At 71.9% G+C, this 23,945-nt stretch carries 19 protein-coding genes; 17 read left to right on the forward strand and 2 right to left on the reverse strand.

The genetic code is table 11. The features are described from left to right. Positions 1 to 128: 128 nt before the first annotated feature. The 10 genes from ACFVXK_RS25590 (at position 129) to ACFVXK_RS25635 (ending at position 12,890) form a co-directional block, all read left to right on the forward strand. Complete coding sequence (locus ACFVXK_RS25590; protein ID WP_389615416.1) at positions 129 to 863, forward strand: enhanced serine sensitivity protein SseB; 735 nt, start codon at positions 129 to 131, stop codon at positions 861 to 863. Positions 864 to 926: 63 nt separating this feature from the next. Continuing rightward, positions 927 to 1,667, forward strand: a complete 741-nt coding sequence (locus ACFVXK_RS25595) for an enhanced serine sensitivity protein SseB C-terminal domain-containing protein (RefSeq protein WP_094191883.1) — start codon at positions 927 to 929, stop codon at positions 1,665 to 1,667. Between the two features lie 659 nt (positions 1,668 to 2,326). Then, positions 2,327 to 3,319 carry an ABC transporter permease gene (locus tag ACFVXK_RS25600; RefSeq protein ID WP_389615419.1) on the forward strand — a complete coding sequence of 331 codons (993 nt, stop codon included), beginning with the start codon at positions 2,327 to 2,329 and terminating at the stop codon, positions 3,317 to 3,319. Between the two features lie 94 nt (positions 3,320 to 3,413). Continuing rightward, complete coding sequence (locus ACFVXK_RS25605) at positions 3,414 to 5,123, forward strand: ABC transporter substrate-binding protein (protein ID WP_389615447.1); 1,710 nt, start codon at positions 3,414 to 3,416, stop codon at positions 5,121 to 5,123. A 164-nt stretch (positions 5,124 to 5,287) separates the two neighbouring features. Beyond that, positions 5,288 to 6,289, forward strand: a complete 1,002-nt coding sequence (locus ACFVXK_RS25610) for an ABC transporter permease (RefSeq protein ID WP_389615421.1) — start codon at positions 5,288 to 5,290, stop codon at positions 6,287 to 6,289. A 32-nt stretch (positions 6,290 to 6,321) separates the two neighbouring features. Beyond that, positions 6,322 to 7,383, forward strand: a complete 1,062-nt coding sequence (locus ACFVXK_RS25615) for an ABC transporter ATP-binding protein (RefSeq protein ID WP_389615449.1) — start codon at positions 6,322 to 6,324, stop codon at positions 7,381 to 7,383. A 5-nt stretch (positions 7,384 to 7,388) separates the two neighbouring features. After that, positions 7,389 to 8,426 (forward strand): ABC transporter ATP-binding protein, encoded by a 1,038-nt coding sequence (locus ACFVXK_RS25620; RefSeq protein ID WP_389615423.1) that lies wholly within the window; start codon positions 7,389 to 7,391, stop codon positions 8,424 to 8,426. 267 nt (positions 8,427 to 8,693) lie between these two features. After that, positions 8,694 to 9,350: a trimeric intracellular cation channel family protein gene (locus ACFVXK_RS25625; protein ID WP_389615425.1), complete on the forward strand. Its 657-nt coding sequence runs from the start codon at positions 8,694 to 8,696 to the stop codon at positions 9,348 to 9,350. A gap of 60 nt (positions 9,351 to 9,410) precedes the next feature. Next, positions 9,411 to 10,262: a thioesterase family protein gene (locus ACFVXK_RS25630; RefSeq protein ID WP_389615427.1), complete on the forward strand. Its 852-nt coding sequence runs from the start codon at positions 9,411 to 9,413 to the stop codon at positions 10,260 to 10,262. 1,464 nt (positions 10,263 to 11,726) lie between these two features. Next, positions 11,727 to 12,890, forward strand: a complete 1,164-nt coding sequence (locus ACFVXK_RS25635; RefSeq protein ID WP_389615429.1) for a cysteine desulfurase family protein — start codon at positions 11,727 to 11,729, stop codon at positions 12,888 to 12,890. Positions 12,891 to 12,905: 15 nt separating this feature from the next. On the opposite strand, the gene ACFVXK_RS25640 is transcribed toward ACFVXK_RS25635, so the two are convergent. Continuing rightward, positions 12,906 to 13,595 carry an N-acetylmuramoyl-L-alanine amidase gene (locus ACFVXK_RS25640; protein WP_389615431.1) on the reverse strand — a complete coding sequence of 230 codons (690 nt, stop codon included), beginning with the start codon at positions 13,593 to 13,595 and terminating at the stop codon, positions 12,906 to 12,908. 68 nt (positions 13,596 to 13,663) lie between these two features. On the opposite strand from ACFVXK_RS25640, the gene mnmA reads away from it, so the two are divergent. Further along, on the forward strand, positions 13,664 to 14,812 hold the full coding sequence (mnmA, locus tag ACFVXK_RS25645; RefSeq protein ID WP_389615433.1) for a tRNA 2-thiouridine(34) synthase MnmA: 1,149 nt from the start codon (positions 13,664 to 13,666) through the stop codon (positions 14,810 to 14,812). A 9-nt stretch (positions 14,813 to 14,821) separates the two neighbouring features. Here mnmA and ACFVXK_RS25650 read toward each other — a convergent pair whose 3' ends face one another. Then, the gene (locus ACFVXK_RS25650; protein ID WP_389615451.1) at positions 14,822 to 15,745 is read right to left on the reverse strand and encodes an NADP-dependent oxidoreductase; all 924 of its coding nucleotides are present in this window, start codon (positions 15,743 to 15,745) and stop codon (positions 14,822 to 14,824) included. A gap of 127 nt (positions 15,746 to 15,872) precedes the next feature. Between ACFVXK_RS25650 and ACFVXK_RS25655 the strand changes: the two genes are divergently transcribed. The 6 genes from ACFVXK_RS25655 to ACFVXK_RS25680 all read left to right on the forward strand — a co-directional run bounded on the left by ACFVXK_RS25655 (position 15,873) and on the right by ACFVXK_RS25680 (position 23,860). Further along, positions 15,873 to 16,916 (forward strand): GlxA family transcriptional regulator, encoded by a 1,044-nt coding sequence (locus ACFVXK_RS25655; RefSeq protein WP_389615435.1) that lies wholly within the window; start codon positions 15,873 to 15,875, stop codon positions 16,914 to 16,916. 90 nt (positions 16,917 to 17,006) lie between these two features. Beyond that, the gene (locus ACFVXK_RS25660; RefSeq protein ID WP_389615437.1) at positions 17,007 to 17,351 is read left to right on the forward strand and encodes a DUF1330 domain-containing protein; all 345 of its coding nucleotides are present in this window, start codon (positions 17,007 to 17,009) and stop codon (positions 17,349 to 17,351) included. A gap of 67 nt (positions 17,352 to 17,418) precedes the next feature. Then, the gene (locus ACFVXK_RS25665; RefSeq protein ID WP_389615439.1) at positions 17,419 to 18,108 is read left to right on the forward strand and encodes an SDR family oxidoreductase; all 690 of its coding nucleotides are present in this window, start codon (positions 17,419 to 17,421) and stop codon (positions 18,106 to 18,108) included. Further along, the gene (locus tag ACFVXK_RS25670) at positions 18,105 to 19,088 is read left to right on the forward strand and encodes a methionine synthase (protein ID WP_389615441.1); all 984 of its coding nucleotides are present in this window, start codon (positions 18,105 to 18,107) and stop codon (positions 19,086 to 19,088) included. The genes ACFVXK_RS25665 and ACFVXK_RS25670 overlap by 4 nt, the downstream gene beginning before the upstream one ends. A 32-nt stretch (positions 19,089 to 19,120) precedes the next feature. After that, entirely contained in the window at positions 19,121 to 21,322 is a 2,202-nt protein-coding gene (gene ligA, locus ACFVXK_RS25675) for an NAD-dependent DNA ligase LigA (protein ID WP_389615443.1), read from the forward strand. A 357-nt stretch (positions 21,323 to 21,679) separates the two neighbouring features. Then, on the forward strand, positions 21,680 to 23,860 hold the full coding sequence (locus ACFVXK_RS25680) for a putative bifunctional diguanylate cyclase/phosphodiesterase (protein WP_389615445.1): 2,181 nt from the start codon (positions 21,680 to 21,682) through the stop codon (positions 23,858 to 23,860). Positions 23,861 to 23,945 lie beyond the last annotated feature (85 nt).

Genomic DNA, 23,945 nt, shown 5'->3' on the forward strand with positions numbered 1-23,945 from the left:
GCCGGTCTGGGGGCGGAGCCCCCAGGAAACGGCGAAAGGGCGGGGCGGGGAGACGGCCCGCGCAGCGGTACCCGGCACCGGATAGCCTCGGGGCCACACACGCGACACGCACACAAAGGCAGGGGCACATGCACGGCAACGGCTGGCCGGCGAACGAGTTGGAGCAGGTGCTCGGAACGGCCCTCGGCCAGCCGGACGCAGGCCCCCGCATCCTGGAGGCCCTCGGCCGCAGCCAGGTCTGGATCCCGCTCCCCCAGGGCGGCGGCCCCGACAGCACCTCCCTCGACCTCCCCACCATGCTGATCGCCGGCGAGGCGTACGTCCCCGTCTACAGCTCCGAGGCCCAGTTCCGCTTCGCCGCCGGCCCCGCCATGGACTTCGCCGTCGCCCCCGCAGTGGAGTTCGCCCGCGGCCTGCCCCCGCAGCTCGGCATCGCCGTGAACCCCGAGGGCGCCGTCGGCGTCCCCCTGCCCCCCGCCGCGGTCGCCCAGCTCTGCCGGGCCGGCCGCACCGAGCTCGACGGCCCCGCCAGCGGCGCCCGCGTCCGGCTGTTCGAGCCCGACTGGCAGGACGACCCCGTCGACTTCCTGTCCGCCGCCGCCGACGAGTTCCGCGCCACCGGCGTCGTCACCGCCGCGCACCGCTGCCTGGCCAGCGTCGAGGGCAAGGCCCCCGAGCTCTACATCGGTGTCCAGCTGGTGGGATGGGACGCCGGCACCCGGACCGCCCCGCTGGAGGCGCTCGGCCGCGCCCTGGCCCGCGTACCGGCGCCGTGGCCCGTGCAGTTGATCCTGCTGGAGGCCGCCGAGGACCCGGTCACGGACTGGATTCGTGAGCGCGTGCGCCCCTTCTACCTCCCGTAGCGCCGCTTAAGCTGTTCGGGACGTGGAGACGACGGGCGGACGAAGACGAAGAGGGGTACCCGGGTGAGTGCGTCAGGCACGGCCGCGGCCGGGCAGGTCGAGCACATGCTGCGCCAGGTGACTCCCGGGCGCTATGAGAGTTACGAGTCATTCCTGCACGCCCTCGCCGAGGGCCGGCTGTGGATGCTGCTCTGGCAGGGGCAGCCGGGCTCGCCGGACGCCCAGTACGGCGGCATGGAGGTCGAGGGCCTGGGTTACGCGCCCTGCGTGACCTCCCCGCAGGAACTGGCCGCCAGCGGCTGGAACCGCGGCTACGAGGTGGTCACCGGCCGGGACATCGCCCGGGCCCTCTACCCCGACCGCTGGGGCCTGTGGGTCAACCCGCACGCCCAGGGCGGCGGCCTCGGCATCCCCTGGGCGGACCTGCGCCGGGTCGCGACCGGCCTGGACCGGATGCCGGCCGGGCCGCTGCGGCTGTCCGAGCCCGCCCTGGAGCTCCCGCAGTTCTACGGCCTGCTGACCCAGCACGCCCACCGCACCCCCGCCGTGCGCTCGCTGCGCCGCGCCTGGGTGCAGCCCGCGCTGGGGTCGGCCTACCTCGCCGTCGGCCTCGACCTGTACGACGCCTCCGCGCCCGCGCTGGAGTCCGTGCGCGAGATGATGCGCCAGTCGGTCGGCGCGGTGCCCGAGGGCGTTCCGGTCTGCACGGTCGCGCTGGCGGACGAGCACGATCCGGTGGCCATGTGGCTGCGCGCGCAGACCCGCCCCTTCTACGACCGGGAGGGCCAGGCGGCCGCCTACTGAGCCGCCGAGCGCGTCACCGGTCCTGTTACAGGGACATTTCAGGGTATGCCCGCACCGTGAGACGGGCCGTCCGGAAGGACGTCGGGCCGTCGGGAAGCACCGCTCCCGGCGGCCTTCGCCTTGTCCGGATTTCGCCCGTGATGGGCGCCCAATTGGCGCACCCCTCCACTGAGTTGGGCGCCATGTCCGTTTGGATACCGAACGGACGGTGTTGCTCCGCTGAGCCGCGAGCCGAGTCCGGATAACGGGAACTCAAGCCTCAGATCACGGTTGCGCATCCTTTCATCTGCGGGTCTGGCGGCTGGTCGAGCGCCCGATGAAGACTCCCCACCCAAGAGCCGGTCAGTCCTCCAGAACCCGGTTCGGCACGTGCCATCCGCTTGTCGCTCCGCACAGCACTTCCCGCACTTCCGCACGTCCGCAGTCTTCGCATTTCCTCGCGCACCGCCCTGCACTTCCCGCAGTCCCGCACCGCACGCACCTCCGCAATTCCTGCAGCTCCTGCACCTCCCGCAGTTCTCGCAGTACTCACGCACCTCCCGACCCGGCACGCCCGCGTCCCACCGTGTCCCGAGCACTCCGAGCGCCACTCCGCACCAACGCCGCCACAGCGGCGGGCATGGGCCGACCACCGTCGGCCGAGAGGGGTCCCCACCACGATGACGGCACCACTGCACGACACGAGCGCGGAAACGCCCGCTCCCGTGTCCGTAGCCGACGTCCCTGCCAAGGCCATCGAAGGCCGCTCGCCCGGACGCATCGCCTGGATGCGGCTCAAGCGCGACAAGGTCGCGCTGACCGGCGGCGTGGTCGTGATCCTGCTGATCCTGGTGGCGATCCTCGCGCCGCTGATCGTGAAGCTGCTGGGCCACGACCCCAACGAGTTCCACGAGGACCTGATCGACCCCGACCTGGGCACACCGCTCGGCTCCTTCGGCGGCATCAGCTCCGACTACCTGCTGGGTGTCGAGCCGACCAACGGCCGCGACGTCTTCAGCCGGATCGTCTACGGCGCCCGCATCTCCCTGATCGTCGCCTTCCTGGCCGCCTTCGTCTCGGTGGTCCTCGGCAGCTTCCTGGGCGCCCTCGCCGGCTTCATCGGCGGCTGGGTCGACGGTCTCATCAGCCGCCTCATGGACCTGCTGCTGGCCTTCCCGCAGCTGCTGTTCACCATCGCCCTGGTCTCCGTCGTCCCCAACTCCGTCTGGGGCTTCGAGGGTTCGGGCGTGCGGATGGGCGTGCTCATCCTCGTCATCGGCTTCTTCGGCTGGCCGTACATCGGACGCATCGTCCGCGGCCAGACGATCTCCCTGCGGGAACGCGAGTACGTCGAGGCGGCGCGCAGCCTCGGCGCCGGCCGCGGCTACATCCTCGTCAAGGAGCTGATGCCGAACCTGGTCGCGCCGATCCTCGTCTACACCACGCTGATCATCCCGACCAACATCCTGACGGAAGCGGCCCTCAGCTTCCTGGGCGCCGGCGTCAAGCCCCCCACCTCGTCCTGGGGAAAGATGCTCTCCGACGCCGTCCCCATCTACCAGGACGACCCCATGTACATGGTGGTCCCCGGTATGACGATCTTCATCACCGTCCTGGCGTTCAACCTCTTCGGGGACGGGCTGCGTGACGCACTCGACCCCAAGGGCAGCTGAACCGCTTCTTCGATTCACCACCTATGGAGGTTGGACAACCGTGATCCGCAGAAAGCAGGCTCTCGCGATCGCCGCCGTGATCGCCGCCCTGTCGATGACCGCCGCGTGCGGTGGCGGCGGGGACAAGAAGGACGACAAGGCGGACGCCGCCGAGAGCGGCAAGGGCTACAGCGGCGCCGCCGACGGCGTCATCAACGCCTCCGACGCCAAGGGCGGCGAGCTCAAGCTCTGGTCCCCGCAGGACGTCGACTACCTCGACCCGGCCCGCGCCTACTACGGCTTCGTCTGGGACATCCAGCGCCTGTACGTCCGCAGCCTGCTCGCCTACGACGCGAAGCCGGGCAAGGACGGCACCAAGGCCGTCCCGGACCTCGCCGAGGCCCTGCCGGTCGTCAGCAACGACGGCAAGACCTACACCGTCAAGCTCAAGGACGGCGTGAAGTTCGAGGACGGCACGCCGATCACCTCGAAGGACGTCAAGTACGGCATCGAGCGCGTCTTCGCGCAGGACGTGCTGTCCGGCGGCCCGACCTACCTGATCGACGTCCTCGACCAGGGCCAGAAGTACCCCGGCCCCTACAAGGACACCGACCCGGACAAGATGGGCCTGAAGTCGGTCCAGACGCCGGACGACAAGACGATCGTCTTCAATCTGGCGAACCCCAACGCCGACTTCAACTACCTGCTGGCCATGCCGACCTCCTCGCCCGTCCCGGTGGGCAAGGACACGGGCGCCACCTACACCAACAAGCCGGTCTCGACCGGTCCTTACAAGGTGGAGAGCTTCACCGCGGGCAAGGGCGCGACCTTCGTCCGCAACGAGAACTGGGACCCGAAGACGGACCCGATCCGCAAGGGCCTGCCGGACAAGGTCTCCTTCACGGTGACCACCAACCCGGACGACATGGACCAGCGCCTGCTCTCCGGCGACATCGACCTCGCCATCGACGGCACCGGCGTGCAGCAGGCCGCGAAGAACAAGATCCTCAAGGACGCGAACCTCAAGAAGAACGCGGACAACCCGTTCACGGGCTACATCCGCTACTTCGCCTTCCCGACCACGGTCGCGCCGTTCGACAACATCGAGTGCCGCAAGGCCGTCATCTACGCGGCCGACCCGAAGTCCCTGCAGACCGCCCGCGGTGGCCCGACCAGCGGTGACCTCGGCGCGAACATGCTGCCGCCCGGCGTCCCCGGCTCGGACAAGGCCTACGACCCGTTCGGTCTGACGAAGGGCAAGTCGCAGGAGGCCAAGGCCAAGGAGGCCCTGAAGGCCTGCGGCAAGCCGGACGGCTTCGAGACCACCATCGCGGTGCGCAACAACAAGGCGCCCGAGGTGAAGACCGCCGAGTCCCTCCAGGCCTCGCTCGCCAAGGTCGGCATCAAGGCGACGATCGACCAGTTCGACGGCAAGCTCAGCTCCTCCGTGATCGGTTCGCCCGAGAACGTGAAGAAGAAGAACTACGGCATCATCGTCATGGGCTGGGGCGCCGACTACAACTCCGGCTCGGGCTTCCTCCAGCCGCTGGTCGACGGCTCGTTCATCCTGCCGAACGGCAACAACAACTACACGATGATCAACGACCCGGAGATCAACGGCCTCTTCAAGACGGCCGCCACCAAGACTCCGGAAGAGGCCGCCCCCTTCTACACCCAGATCAACCAGAAGGTCATGGAGAAGGCGCTCTACCTCCCGATCAACTTCGACAAGGCGCTCGTCTACCACAACCCGCGCCTGACGAACGTCTACTTCAACGAGTCCTTCGGCAAGATCGACCTCGCCACGGTGGGCATCAAGCAGTAACAGCGCCGGCCGGGCCCCGGCCCGATCCGTCACGTACCACGTAACACCACAGGCAAGTGCCTTCACCGCACATGCGCTAGTCCGAAGGGCAGGTGAAGGCCGCAGGCGGTGGCCGCCGACCCCCACGAGGGGCGGCGGCCACCCGCGCCGGGCGGCCGACTGCAGTGCTCGTCTACCTCATACGGCGGCTGTTCAACGTCGCCGCCACGCTGCTGGTGGTCTCCGTGGTCACCTTCGGCATCTTCTTCGCGGTCCCGAAGCTGACCGGCAGCGATCCCGCGCTCATGTACGCCGGACGCGAGACCAACGAGACCGCCCTGGCGGGCATCCGCGTCAAGATGGGCTTCGACAAGCCGATCTCCGAGCAGTACCTGCTCTTCGTCAAGGGAATCTTCGCCGGCCGCGACTACGACGGCGGCACGGGCGTCACCCACTGCGCCGCCCCGTGCTTCGGCTACTCCTTCAAGACCGAGGCGCCCGTCTGGCAGACCATGATGGACCGCATCCCCGTCACCCTCTCGCTCGCCCTCGGCGCAGCGGTCATCTGGGTGCTCGCGGGCGTGGCCACCGGCGTCGTCTCCGCACTCAAACGCAGGACCGCCATCGACCGCACCGTGATGGTCGGGGCACTCGCCGGCGTCTCCCTGCCGATCTTCTTCACCGGCATGGTCGCCCCCGCGATCTTCGTCTACAGCCTCGGCTGGCTCGACGTCTCCAACTACAAACCCCTGACCGAGGATCCGCTGGCCTGGCTCAACAGCCTGATCCTGCCCTGGGTCACCCTCGCCTTCCTCTTCGCCGCGACCTACGCCCGCATCACCCGGGCGACCATGCTCGAGGTCCTCGGCGAGGACTACATCCGCACCGCCCGGGCCAAGGGCCTCAAGGAGGGCGTGGTCATCCGCAAGCACGCCCTGCGCTCCACCCTCACCCCGATCGTCACCATGTTCGGCCTGGACCTCGGCGGCCTCCTCGGCGGTGCGGTGCTCACCGAGACCACGTTCAACTTCCAGGGCCTGGGGACGGCGGCCGTCGCCGCCATCAGCGCCGGCGACCTGCCCGTGATCATGGGCGTCACCCTGCTCGCCGCGCTGTTCGTGGTCCTGGCCAACCTGATCGTGGACCTGCTGTACGCCGTCATCGACCCGCGCGTGAGGCTGACGTGACCGAGAACCAGAACAACGGCGCGCCCGCCTTCGTGCCCGAGCAGGGAGGCCCGGCCGACGGGACCCCCTTCCTGTCCGTGCGCGACCTGAAGGTGCACTTCCCGACCGACGACGGCCTCGTGAAGTCCGTCGACGGCCTCTCCTTCGACCTCGAACGCGGCAAGACCCTCGGCATCGTGGGCGAGTCCGGCTCCGGCAAGTCCGTCACCTCGCTCGCCATCATGGGCCTGCACCGCACCGGCAACACCCGCAGCCGCCCGCACATCTCCGGCGAGGTCGTCCTCGACGGCGAGGAGCTCGTCAGCGCCTCCGCCGACCACGTCCGCCGGCTGCGCGGCCGCAAGATGGCGATGGTCTTCCAGGACCCGCTCTCGGCCATGCACCCGTACTACTCGGTCGGCAAGCAGATCATCGAGGCCTACCGGACCCACCACGACGTCGACAAGAAGACGGCCCGCACCCGCGCCGTCGAGATGCTCGACCGCGTCGGCATCCCCGAGCCCCACCGGCGCGTGGACGCCTACCCGCACGAGTTCTCCGGCGGCATGCGCCAGCGCGCCATGATCGCCATGGCCCTGGTCAACAACCCCGAGCTGCTCATCGCGGACGAGCCGACCACCGCCCTCGACGTCACCGTCCAGGCGCAGATCCTCGACCTGATCCGCGACCTGCAGAAGGAGTTCGGCTCCGCGGTCATCATGATCACGCACGACCTCGGCGTGGTCGCCGAGATGGCCGACGACCTCCTCGTGATGTACGGCGGCCGCTGCGTCGAGCGGGGCTCCGCCGAGAAGGTCTTCTACGAGCCCCGGCACCCCTACACCTGGGGCCTCCTCGGCTCCATGCCGCGCATCGACCGCGACCAGACCGACCGGCTCATCCCGGTCAAGGGCTCGCCGCCCAGCCTCATCAACATCCCGAGCGGCTGCGCCTTCAACCCCCGGTGCCCCTACGCCGACGTGCCCAAGGGCGGCATCACCCGCACCCAGCGCCCCGAGCTGACCGAGGACGGCAGCCGGCACTGGTCCGCCTGCCACATGTCGCAGGAGGAGCGGACCCGGATCTGGACCGAAGAGATTGCGCCGAAGCTGTGACCGACATGAACAAGCCCTCCGAGGCGGAGGCACTCCTCAAGGTCTCCGGCCTGGTCAAGCACTTCCCCATCAACAAGGGGCTGCTGCGCCGCCAGACCGGGGCCGTGAAGGCCGTCGACGGGATCGACTTCGAGGTCCGGCGCGGTGAGACGCTCGGCGTCGTCGGCGAGTCGGGCTGCGGCAAGTCCACGATGGGCCGCCTCATCACCCGTCTCCTGGAGCCCAGCGCAGGCCGCATCGAGTTCGAGGGCCGGGACATCACCCACCTCGGCGTCTCCCAGATGCGCCCGCTGCGCCGCGACGTGCAGATGATCTTCCAGGACCCCTACGGCTCCCTGAACCCGCGCCACACGGTCGGCGCGATCGTCTCGGCCCCCTTCAACCTCCAGGGGGTCACCCCGGAGGGCGGGGTCAAGGCGGAGGTGCAGCGCCTGCTGTCCCTGGTCGGCCTGAACCCGGAGCACTACAACCGCTACCCGCACGAGTTCTCCGGCGGCCAGCGCCAGCGCATCGGCATCGCCCGCGCGCTGGCCCTCAAGCCGAAGCTCGTCGTCGCGGACGAGCCGGTCTCGGCGCTGGACGTGTCGATCCAGGCCCAGGTGGTCAACCTGCTGGACGACCTCCAGCAGGAGCTCGGGCTGACGTACGTGATCATCGCGCACGACCTCTCGGTCATCCGGCACGTCTCGGACCGCATCGCGGTGATGTACCTCGGCAAGATCGTGGAGCTGGCGGACCGCAAGTCGCTGTACGAGTCCCCGATGCACCCGTACACCAACGCCCTGCTCTCCGCGGTCCCCGTCCCGGACCCGAGGCGCCGCGGGGTCAAGAGCGGCCGCATCCTCCTCAAGGGCGACGTCCCGTCCCCGATCTCCCCGCCGCCCGGCTGCCGTTTCCACACCCGGTGCTGGAAGGCCACGGAGATCTGCAAGACCCAGGACCCCCCACTGGTCGCCCTCAAAACGGGCCACCAGGTGGCCTGCCACCACCCGGAGAACGCCCCGGACCAGACACCGACGGAACCCACCCCGGCCAGCGTCTGAGCCACCCCAGTCCCACCGGCACCTCCCAGCCCCACCGGCACCTCCCAGTCCCACTGGCACTCTCAGCCCCGCCGGCGTTTGAGGCGCGGGGCCTGGGGCGGAGCCCCAGGGTCTTCGAGCCCCGCCGGCGTCTGAGGCGGAAACGGAGAAAGGGCGGGGCGGGGAGACGGCTCCGCGCAGCGGAACCCCCGACCCCGCCCCACCCCCACCCACCTACCGGCGGAGCCCCTGGCAGCCAGGCCCCGCCGGCCAGGCGACAATGACGACGTGTTCCACGATCTCTTCCCGCCCGGCGTCCAGCACGCCCTGGACCTCGCGGGCATCTTCGTCTTCGCGCTGGCCGGAGCCCTCCTGGCCGTCCGCAAGAACTTCGACGTCTTCGGCATCGCCGTACTCGCCCTCGTCACCGCCCTGGGCGGCGGCCTCTTCCGCGACCTCTGCATCGGTGCGGTCCCGCCCGCCGCCTTCAGCGAGCTCAGCTTCTTCGTGACGCCGCTGCTCGCCGCCGCGCTGGTCTTCTTCCTCCACCCCGAGGTCCAGCGCATCAACCGGGCCATCAACGTCTGTGACGCCGCCGGTCTCGGCCTGTTCTGCGTGTCGGGCACGACCAAGGCCTACGAGTACGGCCTCGGCCTGACCTCCTCCGCCGCCCTGGGCGTGGCCACCGCCGTCGGCGGCGGCGTCCTGCGCGACGTCCTCGCCAACGAGGTCCCCTCGCTGCTCCGCGACCGCGAGATGTACGCCGTCCCCGCCGTCGTGGGCGCCACGATGATCGCCCTGTTCATCAGCTTCGACGTCCTGAACCCCCTGACGACCGCCCTCGCGATCGTCACCACCTTCGTGCTGCGCATCCTGGCGATGCAGTTCCACTGGCGGGCCCCGCTGGCCTGGAACCGCCGCTCCTCGGTGGCCGAAGAACCCTAGGTCCTCCACCCCGAAAACAAAAGCTACCGCTTAGTAGCTTCCGCGGGTAACCTCGTTCGCATGTCACATGCAGCGGCCAAGGCATCCATCGGCGACAGCGAATTCGACCGCGACACCACCATCACGCCCCGCGCGGGCGAGCCCGGGGTGTACGACGCGGAGCTCTCCGCCGGCTGGACGATCATCACCGCCGTGAACGGCGGCTACCTGCTGGCCCTGGTCGGCCGGGCCCTGTCGGCGGCCCTGCCGCACCCGGACCCCTTCACGGTGTCGGCCCACTACCTGACCTCCTCCGTGCCCGGCCCCGCCGTGATCCGCACCGAGGTCGTCAGGGTCGGCCGCACCCTCTCCACCGGCCAGGCCTCCCTCTTCCAGTACGACGAGAACGGCGCCGAGGTCGAGCGCATCCGCGTCCTCGCCTCGTACGGGGACCTCGCGGCGCTCCCCGACAGCGTCCACACGGTCGCCCGGCCGCCCGTGATGCCCGCCTACGGGGACTGCCTCGGCGCCGAGGCCGGCCCGGCCCCGATCCCGGGCAGCAGCGCCATCGTGGACCGGCTCCGGCTGAGGCTGGACCCGGCGACGGCGGGCTGGGCCGTCGGGGCGCCCTCGGGCAAGGGCGAGATGCGGGCCTGGTTCGAGCTGGCCGACGGCCGCGACGCGGACCCCCTGTCCCTGCTCCTCGCGGTGGACGCCCTTCCCCCGACCGCCTTCGACCTCGGCCTCCTGGGCTGGGCCCCGACCGTCGAACTCACCACCCACATCCGCCACCGCCCGGCCCCGGGCCCCCTCCGCATCGGCATCGTCACCCGCAACCTCGCAGGCGGCTTCCTGGAGGAGGACGCGGAGGTCTGGGACTCCGAAGACCGCCTGGTAGCCCAGTCCCGCCAACTGGCCCGAGCCCCGCGCTAGGGGCTCGCGGGGCGGGGGAGGGCGGGGCCGGGGGAGGGCGGGGTCTCGGCGGGGCGGTCTCGGAGCCGGCTTGGGGGTTTCCCGCCAGTCTCATCGTCCTTCCGCGTCGGGCCGCCCTGTCAAGGGCGCTCCCTTCGGTCGCGTCGCTTCGCGATCGCCTACGGCGACCCTTGACAGACCGTCCCGCCACGGAAAAACGAAGACTGTCGGGAAACCCCCAAAGGAACGGGACGGAGGATCCATGGACATACGGCCGGATCAGGGACCAGTCGGGGTCGTCGGGGGCCGGCAGACATCCATCCGGGCCGATACGAATTCCCTCCGGGGCCGCCCCCACGCGTCAGATCGCTACGCGCTCCTCTCATCTCAGCGTCTACCAGCCGCCCGGGGTCGCTGCTGTCGCCGAAGGACGACTGATTCGTCATCCGGGGCCGTTGGACGCGACAAATCGCTACGCGCTCCTGTCTCCCAGGCGTCTACCAGTCGTCAGGGGCTGATCTCCCCTCCGGAGGACGATGGGTTCGTCATCCGGGACCCCCAGGCGCCCCGGATCGCTACGCGCTCCTCGCATTTCGGCGTCCGGCGGCCGTCTGGGGCTGATACCCGCACCCGATGACGAATCGACTGGCCTGCGGAGCACCCAGGCGCGTCAGATCGCTACGCGCTGCCCAGATCTCGGCGGCGGACTGCCGTCTCGGGCTGATACCTGCACGAAATGACGAACGGAGCGGCATCCGGGGCGAATCGGCGCCCCAGCTCGCTACGCGCTGCCGAAATCCCGGCGTCCGGCCGCCGTCTTTGGCTGGTGACGGAACCCAAAAGCCGATCCGCAGAGCATCCCGGCCCAAGACGGCCGCCGGACGCCGGAAATCCAGGAGCGCGTAGCGATCGGACGCGCCTGAGGTCGCCCGATGGCCTTCTCGTCGGCATTTCGTGCAGGCAGCAACCCCAGACGGCTGGCAGTCGCCCGTATTCGAGGAGCGCGTAGCGATCTGGGGCGGAGGGAGGCCCTGCATGGCATGGATATCGGGCCGGAAGGGATGTCTGCCGGCCCCCGGTCAGCCCGCCTGATCGCTGATCCGGCCGTATGTCCATCGATGGACCGTGCCGTTCTTCTGGGGGCTTCCCGGCAGTCCTTGTCTTTCCGGGGCGGGACGGGCTGTCAAGGGTGGCCGAAGGCCATCGCGTAGCGACGCGACGAAGGAGCGCCCTTGACAGGGCGGCCCGCACCGGAAGGACAGTGGGACTGACGGGAAACCCCCAGACCGGCTCTGAGACCGCCCAGGTCAGACCCCGACCCTCGTGGTCCCGGCCAGCCGTCGCGCCACCGCCCCGGCCGGAGTCCCGTCCTCCCCGACCCCGCCCCCGGAGGCAAGCAGGCAGCCCCGCCCCGACCCCCCTGGTCCGACCAAGGGCCCCCGGGCGGGGACCCGGGGGCCGAGGGGCTCGTAGAATCAAAAAATCATGGCCTACCTCGACCACGCCGCGACCACGCCGATGCTCCCGGAAGCCGCCGCGGCGATGACCGCGCAGTTCGCCGCCACCGGTAACGCCTCCTCACTGCACGCCGCCGGCCGCCGTGCCCGCCGCACCGTCGAGGAGGCCCGCGAGGCCCTCGCCGAAGCGCTCGGCGGCCGCCCCAGCGAGGTGGTCTTCACCGCGGGCGGCACCGAGGCGGACAACCTCGCTGTCAAGGGGCTCTACTGGGCCCGCCGCGACGCCGACCCGGCCCGCACCCGTGTCCTCGCCAGCCCCGTCGAGCACCACGCCGTCCTCGACGCCGTCCACTGGCTCGCCGAGCACGAAGGGGCCGACGTCGAGTACCTGCCGGTCGACCACTACGGCCGGGTCAGCCCCGAGGCCTTCCGCGAGGCCGTCGAGCGCAACCCCGACGACGTCGCCCTGGCCACCGTCATGTGGGCCAACAATGAGATCGGCACCGTCATGCCGGTCCGCGAACTGGCCGCCATCGCCCGGGAGCACGGCATCCCGCTGCACTCGGACGCCGTCCAGGCCGTCGGACAGCTCGACGTCCGCTTCGGTGACAGCGGCCTCGCCGCGATGACCGTCAGCGGCCACAAGATCGGCGGCCCCTACGGCATCGGCGCCCTCCTCCTCGGCCGCGATCAGACCCCCGTCCCCGTCCTGCACGGCGGCGGCCAGGAGCGGCACGTCCGCTCCGGGACCCTCGACGTGCCGGCCATCGCCGCCTTCTCGGTGGCCGCCGTACTCGCCGCCGAGCGGCGCGAGCGGTTCGCCGCCGAGGTCGGCGCGCTGCGCGACGAGCTGGTCCGCGCCGTCCTGACGGCCGTGCCCGACGCCGTCCTCGGCGGGGACCCCGAGGACCGGCTCCCCGCCAACGCCCACTTCAGCTTCCCCGGCTGCGAGGGGGACTCGCTGCTGCTGCTCCTGGACGCGCAGGGCATCGAGTGCTCGACCGGCTCCGCCTGCACCGCGGGCGTCGCCCAGCCCAGCCACGTCCTGCTCGCCACCGGCACCGACCCCCAGCTGGCCCGCGGCACCCTGCGCTTCTCGCTGGGGCACACCTCCACCAAGGAGGACGTGGCAGCCGTCGCGGCGGCCATCGGCCCGGCGGTGGCCCGCGCCCGCACGGCAGGCCTGAGCTAGCCCGCCCCGGCCGGCCTAGCCCGCCTTCGCCGGGGCGGGCCGGGCGAGTTCCTCGCGGATCAGCCGCAGGTAGCGGTCCCAGTCCCAGTGCGGTCCCGGGTCGGTGTGGTCGGCGCCCGGGACCTCCGAGTGCCCCAGGAGGTGCCTCCGGTCCACCGGTATGCCGTACCTCCGGCAGACGTCCGCCGCCAGCCGCGCCGACGCCGCGTACATCGCGTCCGTGAAGTCCTGCGGGCGGTCGATGAAGCCCTCGTGCTCGATGCCGACGCTGCGCTCGTTCATGGACCGGTTCCCGGCATGGAAGGCGACGTCCAGCTCGCGCACCATCTGCTCCACATGCCCGTCCTGGCGGACTATGTAATGCGCCGACGCCTTGTGGAACGGGTTCTGGAAGGCGCCCACCGACGATGCGAAGTCCCCCTGCGTGACATGCACGACGATCCGGTCCACCCGGTAGTCGTCGGGCCGGTCGGCCAGCCGCCAGTTCGCCGGCGAGGCCGCCGTCCAGCTCACTCCGGGGGAGTCCACCTCCCCCTCCTTGCGCGGCTTGCTCACCCCCGGCAGCAGCCACCAGGCCCGCCGGATCTCGTCCTGCGCGGACAGCGCGCCCACCGCGAGCGCCCCGAGCCCGCCGAGCAGCACCGCCCGCCGGGTCCGGCCCCCGCCCTTCCCCTTCGCGCCCTGCTTCGTGCCCTTCTCGGTCATGTGATCCACCCCCCACTGCCGATAACGCGCTGTGACCCCGCCCGGTTCCCCGTACCCTGGAAGGCGCTATGACTGAGAACCTGCCGCGCACCGCCCGCCCCCTCCGTGTCCTCGCCGCCATGTCCGGCGGCGTGGACTCCGCCGTCGCCGCCGCGCGCGCGGTCGAGGCCGGGCACGACGTCACGGGCGTCCACCTGGCGCTCTCCGCGAACCCGCAGTCCTTCCGGACCGGCGCCCGCGGCTGCTGCACCATCGAGGACTCCCGCGACGCCCGCCGCGCCGCCGACGTCATCGGCATCCCCTTCTACTGCTGGGACCTCGCCGAGCGCTTCCGCGAGGACGTCGTCGAGGACTTCGTCGCCGAGTACGAGGCCGGGCGCACCCCGAACCCCTGCCTGCGCTGCAACGAGAAGATCAAGTTCGCGGCGCTCCTCGACAAGGCCCTCGCCCTCGGCTTCGACGCCGTGTGCACGGGCCACTACGCGACCATCGTGGAGAAGGAGGACGGCACGCGCGAGATGCACCGTGCCTCCGACATCGCCAAGGACCAGTCCTACGTCCTCGGTGTCCTCGACGAGAAGCAGCTGGCCCACGCCCTCTTCCCGCTCGGCGACACCGTCACCACCAAGGACGAGATCCGCGCCGAGGCCGAGCGCCGGGGCCTGGCCGTGGCGAAGAAGCCCGACAGCCACGACATCTGCTTCATCGCCGACGGCGACACCCAGGGCTTCCTCGCCAAGCGCCTGGGCAAGGCCGAGGGCGACATCGTCGACGGGGCGACCGGCGAGAAGGTCGGCACCCACGACGGGGCGTACGGCTTCACCATCGGCCAGCGCAAGGGCCTGCGCATCGGCCACCCCGCCCCCGACGGCAAGCCCCGCTACGTCCTCGACATCTCGCCGGTGAACAACACCGTCACCGTCGGCCCCGTCGAGGCCCTCGACGTCACCGCCCTCACCGCGATCCGCCCCCGCTGGTGCGGCGCCACCGAGGCCGCCGCGGGCACCTACACCGCCCAGCTGCGCGCCCACGGCGGCGAGACGGAGGTCTTCGCCGAGGTCGTGGACGGCGAGCTGCGCGTCCGCTTCACCGAGCCGGTCCGCGGCGTGGCCCCCGGCCAGGCGATCGTGCTCTACGACGGCACCCGCGTGGTCGGCTCCGCCACCATCGCCACGACCACCCGGGCCGCCTCCGCCACCGCCTCCGCCTCCGCCTGAGGCGCCGGCTCAGACCACCGTCAGGACGATCTTGCCGGTGGTCCGGCCCCGCTCGCCGAGCTCGTGCGCCTTCGCGGCCTGCTCCAGCGGCAGCACCGTCTCCACCAGCGGCTTCAGCACGCCGTCGTCCGCCAATGCGGCGATCTCGCGCAGCCCGAGCCGGTCGGGCTCGACCAGCACCCACTGCGCGCGGAAGCCGCGCGTGTCGGCCGGGACGTCGTCCGGGCCGGGCAGGGTGACCAGCCGGCCGCCCTCGCGCAGCACCGAGAGGGAGCGCTCGGCGACCTCGCCGCCGAGGCCGTCCAGGACCACGTCGACGTCCGAGACGACCTCCTCGAAGGCCACCGCGCGGTAGTCCACGACCTCGTCCGCGCCCAGCGAACGCAGCAGCTCGTGCTTGCCCGCGCTGGCCGTGCCGATCACGTACGCCCCGCGCGCCTTGGCGATCTGTACCGCCAGGTGTCCGACCCCGCCGGCCGCCGCGTGCACCAGGACCCGCTCTCCGGGGCGCACGTCCGCGGTGTCCACCAGCGCCTGCCAGGCGGTGAGCGCGGCCAGCGGCAGGGCCGCGGCCTCGACGTGGCTCAGCGAGGCGGGCTTCGCCGCCAGCTGCCGGGCCGGGGCGACCGCGTACTCGGCGTAGCCGCCCGCCTGGCGCGGGAAGTGCGGCATCCCGTACACCTCGTCGCCGGGGGCGAAGAGGGTGACGCCCGGGCCGACCGCCTCGACGGTGCCGGACACGTCCCAGCCGACGATCGGGGTCTCGCCCCAGGTGATCAGGGCGCCGCTGGCCCGGGTCTTCCAGTCGACCGGGTTCACGCCGGCCGCGTGGACCCGGACGAGGACCTCGCCCAGGCCGGGCTCGGGCCGGTCGATCTCCCGCTCGACCAGGTTCTCCGGGCCGCCCCACTCGTTCACGACGATCGCGCGCATGTCCGTCTGCCTCATTCCGTTCGTTTCCGTCTGATACCGGGCCGTTTCCCGGCGACGTGTCTCAGACTGGGGCACCGCGCACCTTCTTGGTGTTGGCCGTTTGGCCACTATGTGACAGGATCTGGCCATGAGCGAGACACCGGACGGCACGAAGGAAGCGACCCGCACCGGGAGCGGCGCCGACGGCAGGCACCTGGTCGCGGTACTGGCCCTGCCGGGCTTCCCCCCGTTCGAGCTGGGCATCCCCTCCCGGGTCTTCGGCAGCGCCGTGGACGACGACGGCGCGGCCCTCTACGAGGTCGTGGTCTGCACCGCCGACGGGCTCCCCGTGCCCAGTGACTCCGGCTTCACCCTCCAGCCCGCCGCCGGACCCGAAGCGCTCGCCGCCGCCGACACCGTGATCGTCCCTCCCACCCACGCCATGCCCGAGCTGGGCCTCGGCGGGCCGCTGCCGCCCGCCGTCGCCGCGGCCATCGCGGGGATCCGCCCCGGCACCCGCCTGGTGTCCATCTGCACCGGCTCCTACGTGCTCGCCGCCGCCGGACTCCTCGACGGCCGGCCCGCCACCACCCACTGGAACCTGGCCCGGGAGTTCCGCCGCGCCTACCCGAGCGTCCGCGTCGACGAGGACGTGCTCTTCGTCGACGACGGGGACGTGCTGACCTCGGCCGGGGTGTCCGCCGGCGTCGACCTGTGCCTGCACCTGATCCGCCGCGACCACGGCGCCGCCGTCACCAACCGGGCCGCCCGCGTCTGCGTCGTACCGCCCTGGCGCGACGGCGGGCAGGCCCAGTACATCGACCGCCCCGTCCCCGAACCCACGGTCGCCAGCACCACCGCCACCCGCGCCTGGGCCCTGGAACGCCTCGCCGAACCGGTCAGCCTCGCCGAGCTCGCCGCCCACGCCCGGATGAGCCTGCGCACCTTCACCCGCCGCTTCCGCGACGAGGTCGGCATGACCCCGGTGCAGTGGCTCACCGCCCAGCGGCTCGAAGTCGCCCGCGACCTGCTGGAGTCCAGCGACCTGCCCGTCGACCTGGTCGCCCACCGCGCGGGCTTCGGCACCGCCAACTCCCTGCGCCAGCACATGCGCGCGTCCCTCGGCGTCTCCCCGATCGCCTACCGCCGCACCTTCCGGCCCGCGGCCGCCGAGGCCCACCAGCCCATGTGACACATGACCCCGGAGGTAATCGACCGGCCCCCCGCGCCCTGCCAGGATGAGATCGACAAGCCGTCCTGACAAGGGAATCGGGAGCCAGACATGACCGCTTACGCCATCGGCCACATACGTCCCGAGACGATGAACGAGGAGATCCTCCGCTACATCGAGACGATCCAGGCCACGATGGACCCCTTCGAGGGCCGCTTCCTCGTCCACGGCAACCCGGTCGAGGTCCTGGAGGGGTCCTTCCCCGGCGACCTCGTGATCATCGCCTTCCCGGACATCGAGCGCGCCCGCGCCTGGTACGCGTCCCCCGCCTACCAGGAGATCCTCCCGCTGCGCACCCGCCACATCCCCGGCGACATCCTCCTCGTCGAGGGCGTCCCGGCCGGCTACGACGCCACGAAGACGGCCGCGGCCATCCGCGAGTCCGCCGGGCTCTGACGCCCCCCGCGCCGACGGGCCCCGGGTGGCGGGGCCGACGGCGGGCCCGGGGTGCGAGCATGGCCGTATGCCTACTCACCTGATCACCGGCGCCGGCTCCGGCATCGGCGCCGCCGTCGCCGCCCGCCTCCACGCCCGCGGCGACGACCTCGTCCTGCTCGCCCGCGACGCCGCCCGCGCCCGGCAGCTCGTCGAGCGCTACCCCGGCGCGGGGACCCTCGTCGGCGACCTCGCGGACCCCGACCGGCTGTCGTGGGCGTTCTCCAAGCAGCCGATGCCCGAGCGGATCGACTCCCTCCTGCACATCGCCGGGATCGTCGACCTCGGCCCCGTCGGCGAGCTGCGCCCCAAGACCTGGCACCAGCAGCTCAACGTCAACCTCATCGCCCCCGCCGAGGTCACCCGCCTCCTGCTGCCCACCCTGCGGGCCTCCAAGGCGACCGTCGTCTTCGTCAACTCCGGTGCCGGCCTCACCGCCCACGCCGAGTGGAGCGCCTACGCCGCCTCCAAGCACGGCCTCAAGGCCCTCGCCGACTCCCTGCGCGGGGAGGAGAAGGCCAACGGCATCCGCGTCACCTCCGTCTACCCCGGCCGCACCGCCAGCCCCATGCAGGCCAAGGTCCACTCGCAGGAGGGCAAGGAGTACGACCCGGCCGCCTGGATCGACCCCGAGTCCGTGGCCACCACCATCGTCATGGCCGTCGACCTGCCGCGCGACGCCGAGGTCAACGACCTGAGCGTGAGGCCCGGCCGATGACCGCGGGCGCCACCGGCGTCGGATCCCTGCCGGGCGGCGACGCCCGCGAGGCCGCCAAGACCGCGACGGGCTCCTTCGAGGACTTCCCGTACCTGCCCGAGCTCCCCGCCCGCGGACCCGGCGCCGACATGATCGGCCGCTCCCTCGGGCTGCTCGTCGACCTCTACGCCCACGTCGAGCCCAGCGGCTGGCGGATCAGCGACCGCCCCGGCCGCGACACCCGCCGGGCCCGCTCCTGGCTCGGTGAGGACCTCGACGCGCTGGAGGAGTTCACCCAGGGCCACACCGGCAGGCTGAAGGTCCAGGCCGTCGGGCCCTGGACGCTGGCCGCCGCCCTCGAACTGCACGGCGGCGAGGCCGTCCTCCAGGACGCCGGAGCCTGCCGCGACCTGGCCGCCTCCCTCGCCGAAGGCCTGCGCGGCCACCTCGCCGACGTCAAGAAGCGCGTCCCGGGCGCCGAGATCGTGCTCCAGTACGACGAGCCCTCGCTCACCGCCGTCCTGAGCGGCCGGGTGCGCTCCGCCAGCGGCTACCGCACCTACCGGGCCGTCGACCGGCAGGTCGTCGAGAGCGCCCTGCGCGACCTCTTCTCCGTCCACGACGGGGAGGTCGTCGTCCACTCCTGCGCCCCCGACGTGCCCTTCGCCCTGCTGCGCCGGGCCGGCGCGGCGGCCGTCTCGTTCGATTTCTCCCTGCTCACCGAGCGCGAGGACGACGCCATCGGCGAAGCCGTCGAAGGCGGCATGAAACTCTTCGCCGGAGTGGTGCCGGGCACCGACGGCCCGTTGTCGGACCCGGGCGGTAGCGTCATGGGTGTCAGGAAGCTTTGGCGCAGGCTGGGGCTGGCCCCGGGGACTCTGGCCGAGTCCGTCGTGGTCACCCCGTCGTGCGGTCTGGCGGGCGCCTCGCCCGCCTACGCCCGCGCGGTGCAGGCCCATTGCGTCAGGGCGGCGAGGTCCCTCGCCGACAACCCTGAGTGACGGTCGAGGACGGGCCACGGGAGGACACGGCAATGGCAGCCGAACAGCAGGACACGGCAGTACCGACGGCGGCGCGCGAGCAGCACCAGCTGCTCGCCGAGCAGGTCGAGGAGCACCGCTTCCGGTACTACGTGAACGACCAGCCGGTCGTCAGCGACGCCGAGTTCGACCAGCTGCTGCGCTCGCTGGAGGCCCTGGAGGAGCAGTACCCGGAGCTGCGCACCCCCGACTCGCCCACCCAGAAGGTGGCCGGGGCGTACGAGACGGACTTCGCCTCCGTCGAGCACCGCGAGCGGATGCTCTCCCTCGACAACGCCTTCGACGACGAGGAGCTCGCCGCCTGGGCCGAGCGGGTCGCCCGGGACGTGAACACCCCGGACTACCACTACCTGTGCGAGCTCAAGGTGGACGGCCTCGCCGTCAACCTCACGTACGAGAACGGCCGCCTGACCCGCGCCGCCACCCGCGGCGACGGCCGCACGGGCGAGGACATCACGCCCAACGTCCGCACCATCGCCGAGATCCCGGACCGCCTCAAGGGGGACCGGATCCCGGCCCTCGTCGAGATCCGCGGCGAGGTGTACTTCCCGATGGAGAAGTTCGAGGAGCTCAACGCCCGCCTGGTGGAGGCCGAGGGCAAGCCCTTCGCCAACCCGCGCAACGCCGCGGCCGGCTCGCTGCGCCAGAAGGACCCCAAGGTCACCGCGACCCGCCCGCTCCACATGGTGGTGCACGGCATCGGCGCCCGCGAGGGCTTCGACATCGAGCGGCAGTCGCAGGCGTACGAGCTGCTGCGCGAATGGGGCCTGCCCACCGCGCGGCACAACGCGGTGGTGTCCACCCTGGAGGAGGTGCGCGCGTTCATCACCCGCTTCGGCGAGAACCGCCACTCCGTGGAGCACGAGATCGACGGGGTCGTCGTCAAGCTCGACGAGATCGCCCTCCAGGGCCGGCTCGGCTCCACCGCCCGCGCCCCGCGCTGGGCGATCGCCTGGAAGTACGCCCCCGAAGAGGTCAACACCAAGCTGATCGACATCAAGGTCGGCGTCGGCCGCACCGGGCGCGTCACCCCGTACGCGCAGGTGGAGCCGGTGACGGTGGCGGGCTCGGAGGTGGAGTTCGCGACCCTGCACAACCAGGAGGTCGTCAAGGCCAAGGGCGTCCTCATCGGGGACACCGTCGTGCTGCGCAAGGCGGGCGACGTCATCCCGGAGATCCTGGGCCCGGTGGTGGACCTGCGCGACGGCAGTGAGCGGGAGTTCGTGATGCCGGCGGAGTGCCCCGAGTGCGGGACGGCCCTGCGCCCCATGAAGGAGGGCGACATCGACGTCCGCTGCCCCAACGGGCAGACCTGCCCCGCCCAGTTGCGCGAGCGGATCTACTACCTCGCCGGCCGGCAGAGCCTGGACATCGAGAACTTCGGCATCGTCGCCGCCGCCGCCCTCACCGGCCCCCTGGAGCCGGCGCAGCCGCCCCTGCTGGACGAGGGCGACCTCTTCGACCTCACCATCGAGGACATCCTCCCCATCAAGGCGTACGTCCGGGACCCCGACAGCGGTCTGCCCAAGCGGGACCCGAAGACGGGCGAGGAGAAGATCGTCACGGTCTTCGCCAACCAGAAGGGCGAGCCGAAGAAGAACGCCCTGGCCATGCTGGAGAACATCGCCGCCGCCAAGCAGCGCCCCCTGGCCCGGATCATCAACGGCCTCTCCATCCGGCACGTGGGCCCGGTCGCCGCGGAGGCCCTGGCCCGCGAGTTCCGGTCGATCGACCGCATCGAACAGGCCACCGAGGAGGAGCTGACGGCGACCGAGGGCGTCGGCGCGATCATCGCCGCCTCCCTCAAGGAATGGTTCGCCGTCGACTGGCACCAGGAGATCCTCCGCAAGTGGCGTGCGGCCGGCGTGCGGATGGAGGAGGAAGGTTCCGGCGAGGAGGAGGGACCGCGCCCGCTGGAGGGCCTGACCGTCGTCGTCACGGGCACCCTCCAGAGCCACACCCGTGACGGAGCCAAGGAGGCCCTGCAGAGCCGGGGCGCCAAGGTGACCGGCTCGGTGTCGAAGAAGACCTCCTTCGTCGTGGTCGGCGACAACCCCGGTTCCAAGTACGACAAGGCCGTCCAGCTGAAGCTGTCCGTCCTCGACGACGCCGGGTTCGCCGTCCTGCTCGAACAGGGGCCCGACGCGGCCCGCGAGGCGGCGCTGCCCCTGGACGGCGCGGCCGAAGGGGAGTAGATACCGCGAACGGATGCGCGGCGTGCGGCCGTACGGGCGGGCGCACGCCGGGCGCGGCGCCCGGTGGCAAACGGCCGGTACGCGGCTGGTCGGGGGCCGGTGAGCTGTCGGATCATCGGAGGGGTGACGGGGGGGTCCTGGTCCAAACTCACCCGTTCGGCGGATACCGTACTGATGAGGATGGCTGGGTCGCATTCGGGCAACCACCGCCGACTGCTGCCCCTGGGAGCCTCTCCCGTCCTACTGTTGTGGGGTGCGCCTGTCGTGCACGGCTGCCTGAGGTGCCTTCCAGCCGTGATGGCATGACATCGGGGCCATCGCGCGACATCGGCATCGCCGGCTGTGAGAGGGACGGGCATGAAACCCACCGAAAGCGCCGACCCGTCACCTGAATTCGGCGGGGAACCCCCGTCCTTGCGGGCGGGCCGGCTCGGTGTCCTGGGTGCCAGGACGCCACAGACCCGTCCTCTGGACACCGGAGCGGGACAGCAGCGGCGCACCGTGCTGCCCGCCGTCGTCGTGGGCCTCGCCGCCGTGGTGCTCGCGGGCGGGGTCGCCGCCGCGCTGACCGCCCGTCAGGCGCTGTTCCCGGGCGGCCCGGTCGGCTGGGCGCTGGCCCTGCTCACCGGCATCATCGTCGGCCACCTCGTCGCCCTCGGCCGGGACCGCTGGTGGGGCGGCACGGGGTCGGGCGCCGCCCTCACCCTCGGCGTGCTCATCCTCTACGGCTGGGTCCCCGCCGGACTGGTCTCGCTCGCGGTGGTCTCCCTCGTCGGGGCCGCCCGCCGGCACCGCTGGCGGCAAGGGCTGCTGCACGGCTCCGTCGACATCCTCGGCATCGGCGCGGGCGCCCTCGTCCTGGCCGCCTTCGGGGACGCGCCCAGCGTGGAGACGCCGTGGCTGCCCACCACCTGGGACCTGGCCGCCGCGCCCGAGGTGGGCCTGGTCGCCGTCGCCTACCTCCTCGTCACCCGGGCCCTGCTGTGGTTCGCCCTCACCCCGCCCGGCGGCGGACTGCCCACCGTGGCCCGCACCGCCCTGCTGCGCCAGGCCCTGGTGGCGGCCGCCCTGCTCGGCATCGCCCCGCTGATCTGCGTGGTCGCCAGCACCCAGCCGGTGCTGCTGCCGCTGTTCGCCGTACCGCTCATCGCCCTCGACTCCACCCTGTGGATCGCCCGGGCACGCGCCGAGGAACAGCTGCGCGACCCGCTGACCGGGCTGCCGAACCGGCAGTGGCTGCTGGAGCGGACCTGGTCCGCGCTGGACGAGGCTGAACGTTTGGGCACCCGGTCAGCTCTTGTGCTGATCGACCTGGACCGCTTCCGCGCGGTCAACGACACCCTCGGCCACCTCGCGGGCGACCGGCTCCTCCTCCAGATCGCCGCCCGCCTGCGGCAGGCCCTCCCGGAGGAGGCGGAGGCGGCGCGCCTCGGCGGAGACGAGTTCGCCGTCCTCCTCCCCACCACCGACTCCACCACCAGCGCCCAGCGCGTCGCCCGCCACCTGGTCGCCGAGCTCAGCTCCCCGCTGGACCTGGACGGCCTCACCCTCGTCCTGGAGGCCAGCGCCGGCCTCGCCGTCTTCCCCGACCACGCCCTGGACGCGGAGGGCCTGCTGCGCCGGGCGGACGTGGCCATGTACCAGGCCAAGCGGGACCGCACGGGAGTCGAGGTCTACGAGTCCAAGCGCGACAGCAACACGCCCGACCGCCTCGGCCTCCTGGGCGACCTGCGCCGCGCCCTGGACGCGGGCGAGGTGGAACTCCACTACCAGCCCAAGGTGCGCTTCGACGGCCAGGTGGCCGGCCTGGAGGCCCTCGTCCGCTGGGTCCACCCGGAACGCGGCCGGGTCCCTCCCGACGAGTTCATCGCCATCGCCGAGACCTCCGGCCTGATGCCGCACCTCACCGAGTACGTCCTGGAGACCGCCCTGGCCCAGGTCGCCCGCTGGCGCGCCCAGGGGCTCAAGGTCCCCGTCGCGGTCAACGTCTCCCCGCGCGACGTCCACACCCCCGGCTTCGCGGGCGCGGTGGCCGCCCGCCTGGCCCGCCACGGCGTCCCCGCGAGCGGGCTGCAGCTGGAGATAACGGAACACGTCCTCCTGGAGGACCCGCAGCGCGCGGCGGACACCATGGCGGGCCTCACGGGCCACGGCGTGAAGATGTCCCTGGACGACTTCGGCACGGGCTACTCCTCCCTGGTCCACCTGCGCCGCCTCCCCGTCAGCGAGCTCAAGATCGACCGCTCGTTCGTGGCCCGCCTCGCGGTCGACGCCCAGGACGCGGAGATCGTCCGCTGCACGGTCGACCTGGCCCACTCCCTGGGCCTGCTGGTCGTCGCCGAGGGCGTGGAGGACGACGAGACCTGGGAGCGGCTGCGGGACCTGGGCTGTGACGCGGTCCAGGGCTGGCTCGTCGCGGCCGCCATGCCCCCGCAGGAGGCCACGGCCTGGCTCCTGGCCCGAGGCGAACGCGGCTGGCGCCGCCCGGCGGACATCACGGCCGAACTGGCCGCCACAGCCGACACCCCGGCCCCGTAACCCCGCACCCCCTCCCGGGCCCGCGCCACCCCCCACACCGGCCCGGGCCCGCCCTTCTACCGTTCCCACGGGCTCCGCCCCTGCC

The organism is Streptomyces sp. NPDC058157 (assembly GCF_042884105.1).
Lineage (GTDB): Bacteria > Actinomycetota > Actinomycetes > Streptomycetales > Streptomycetaceae > Streptomyces.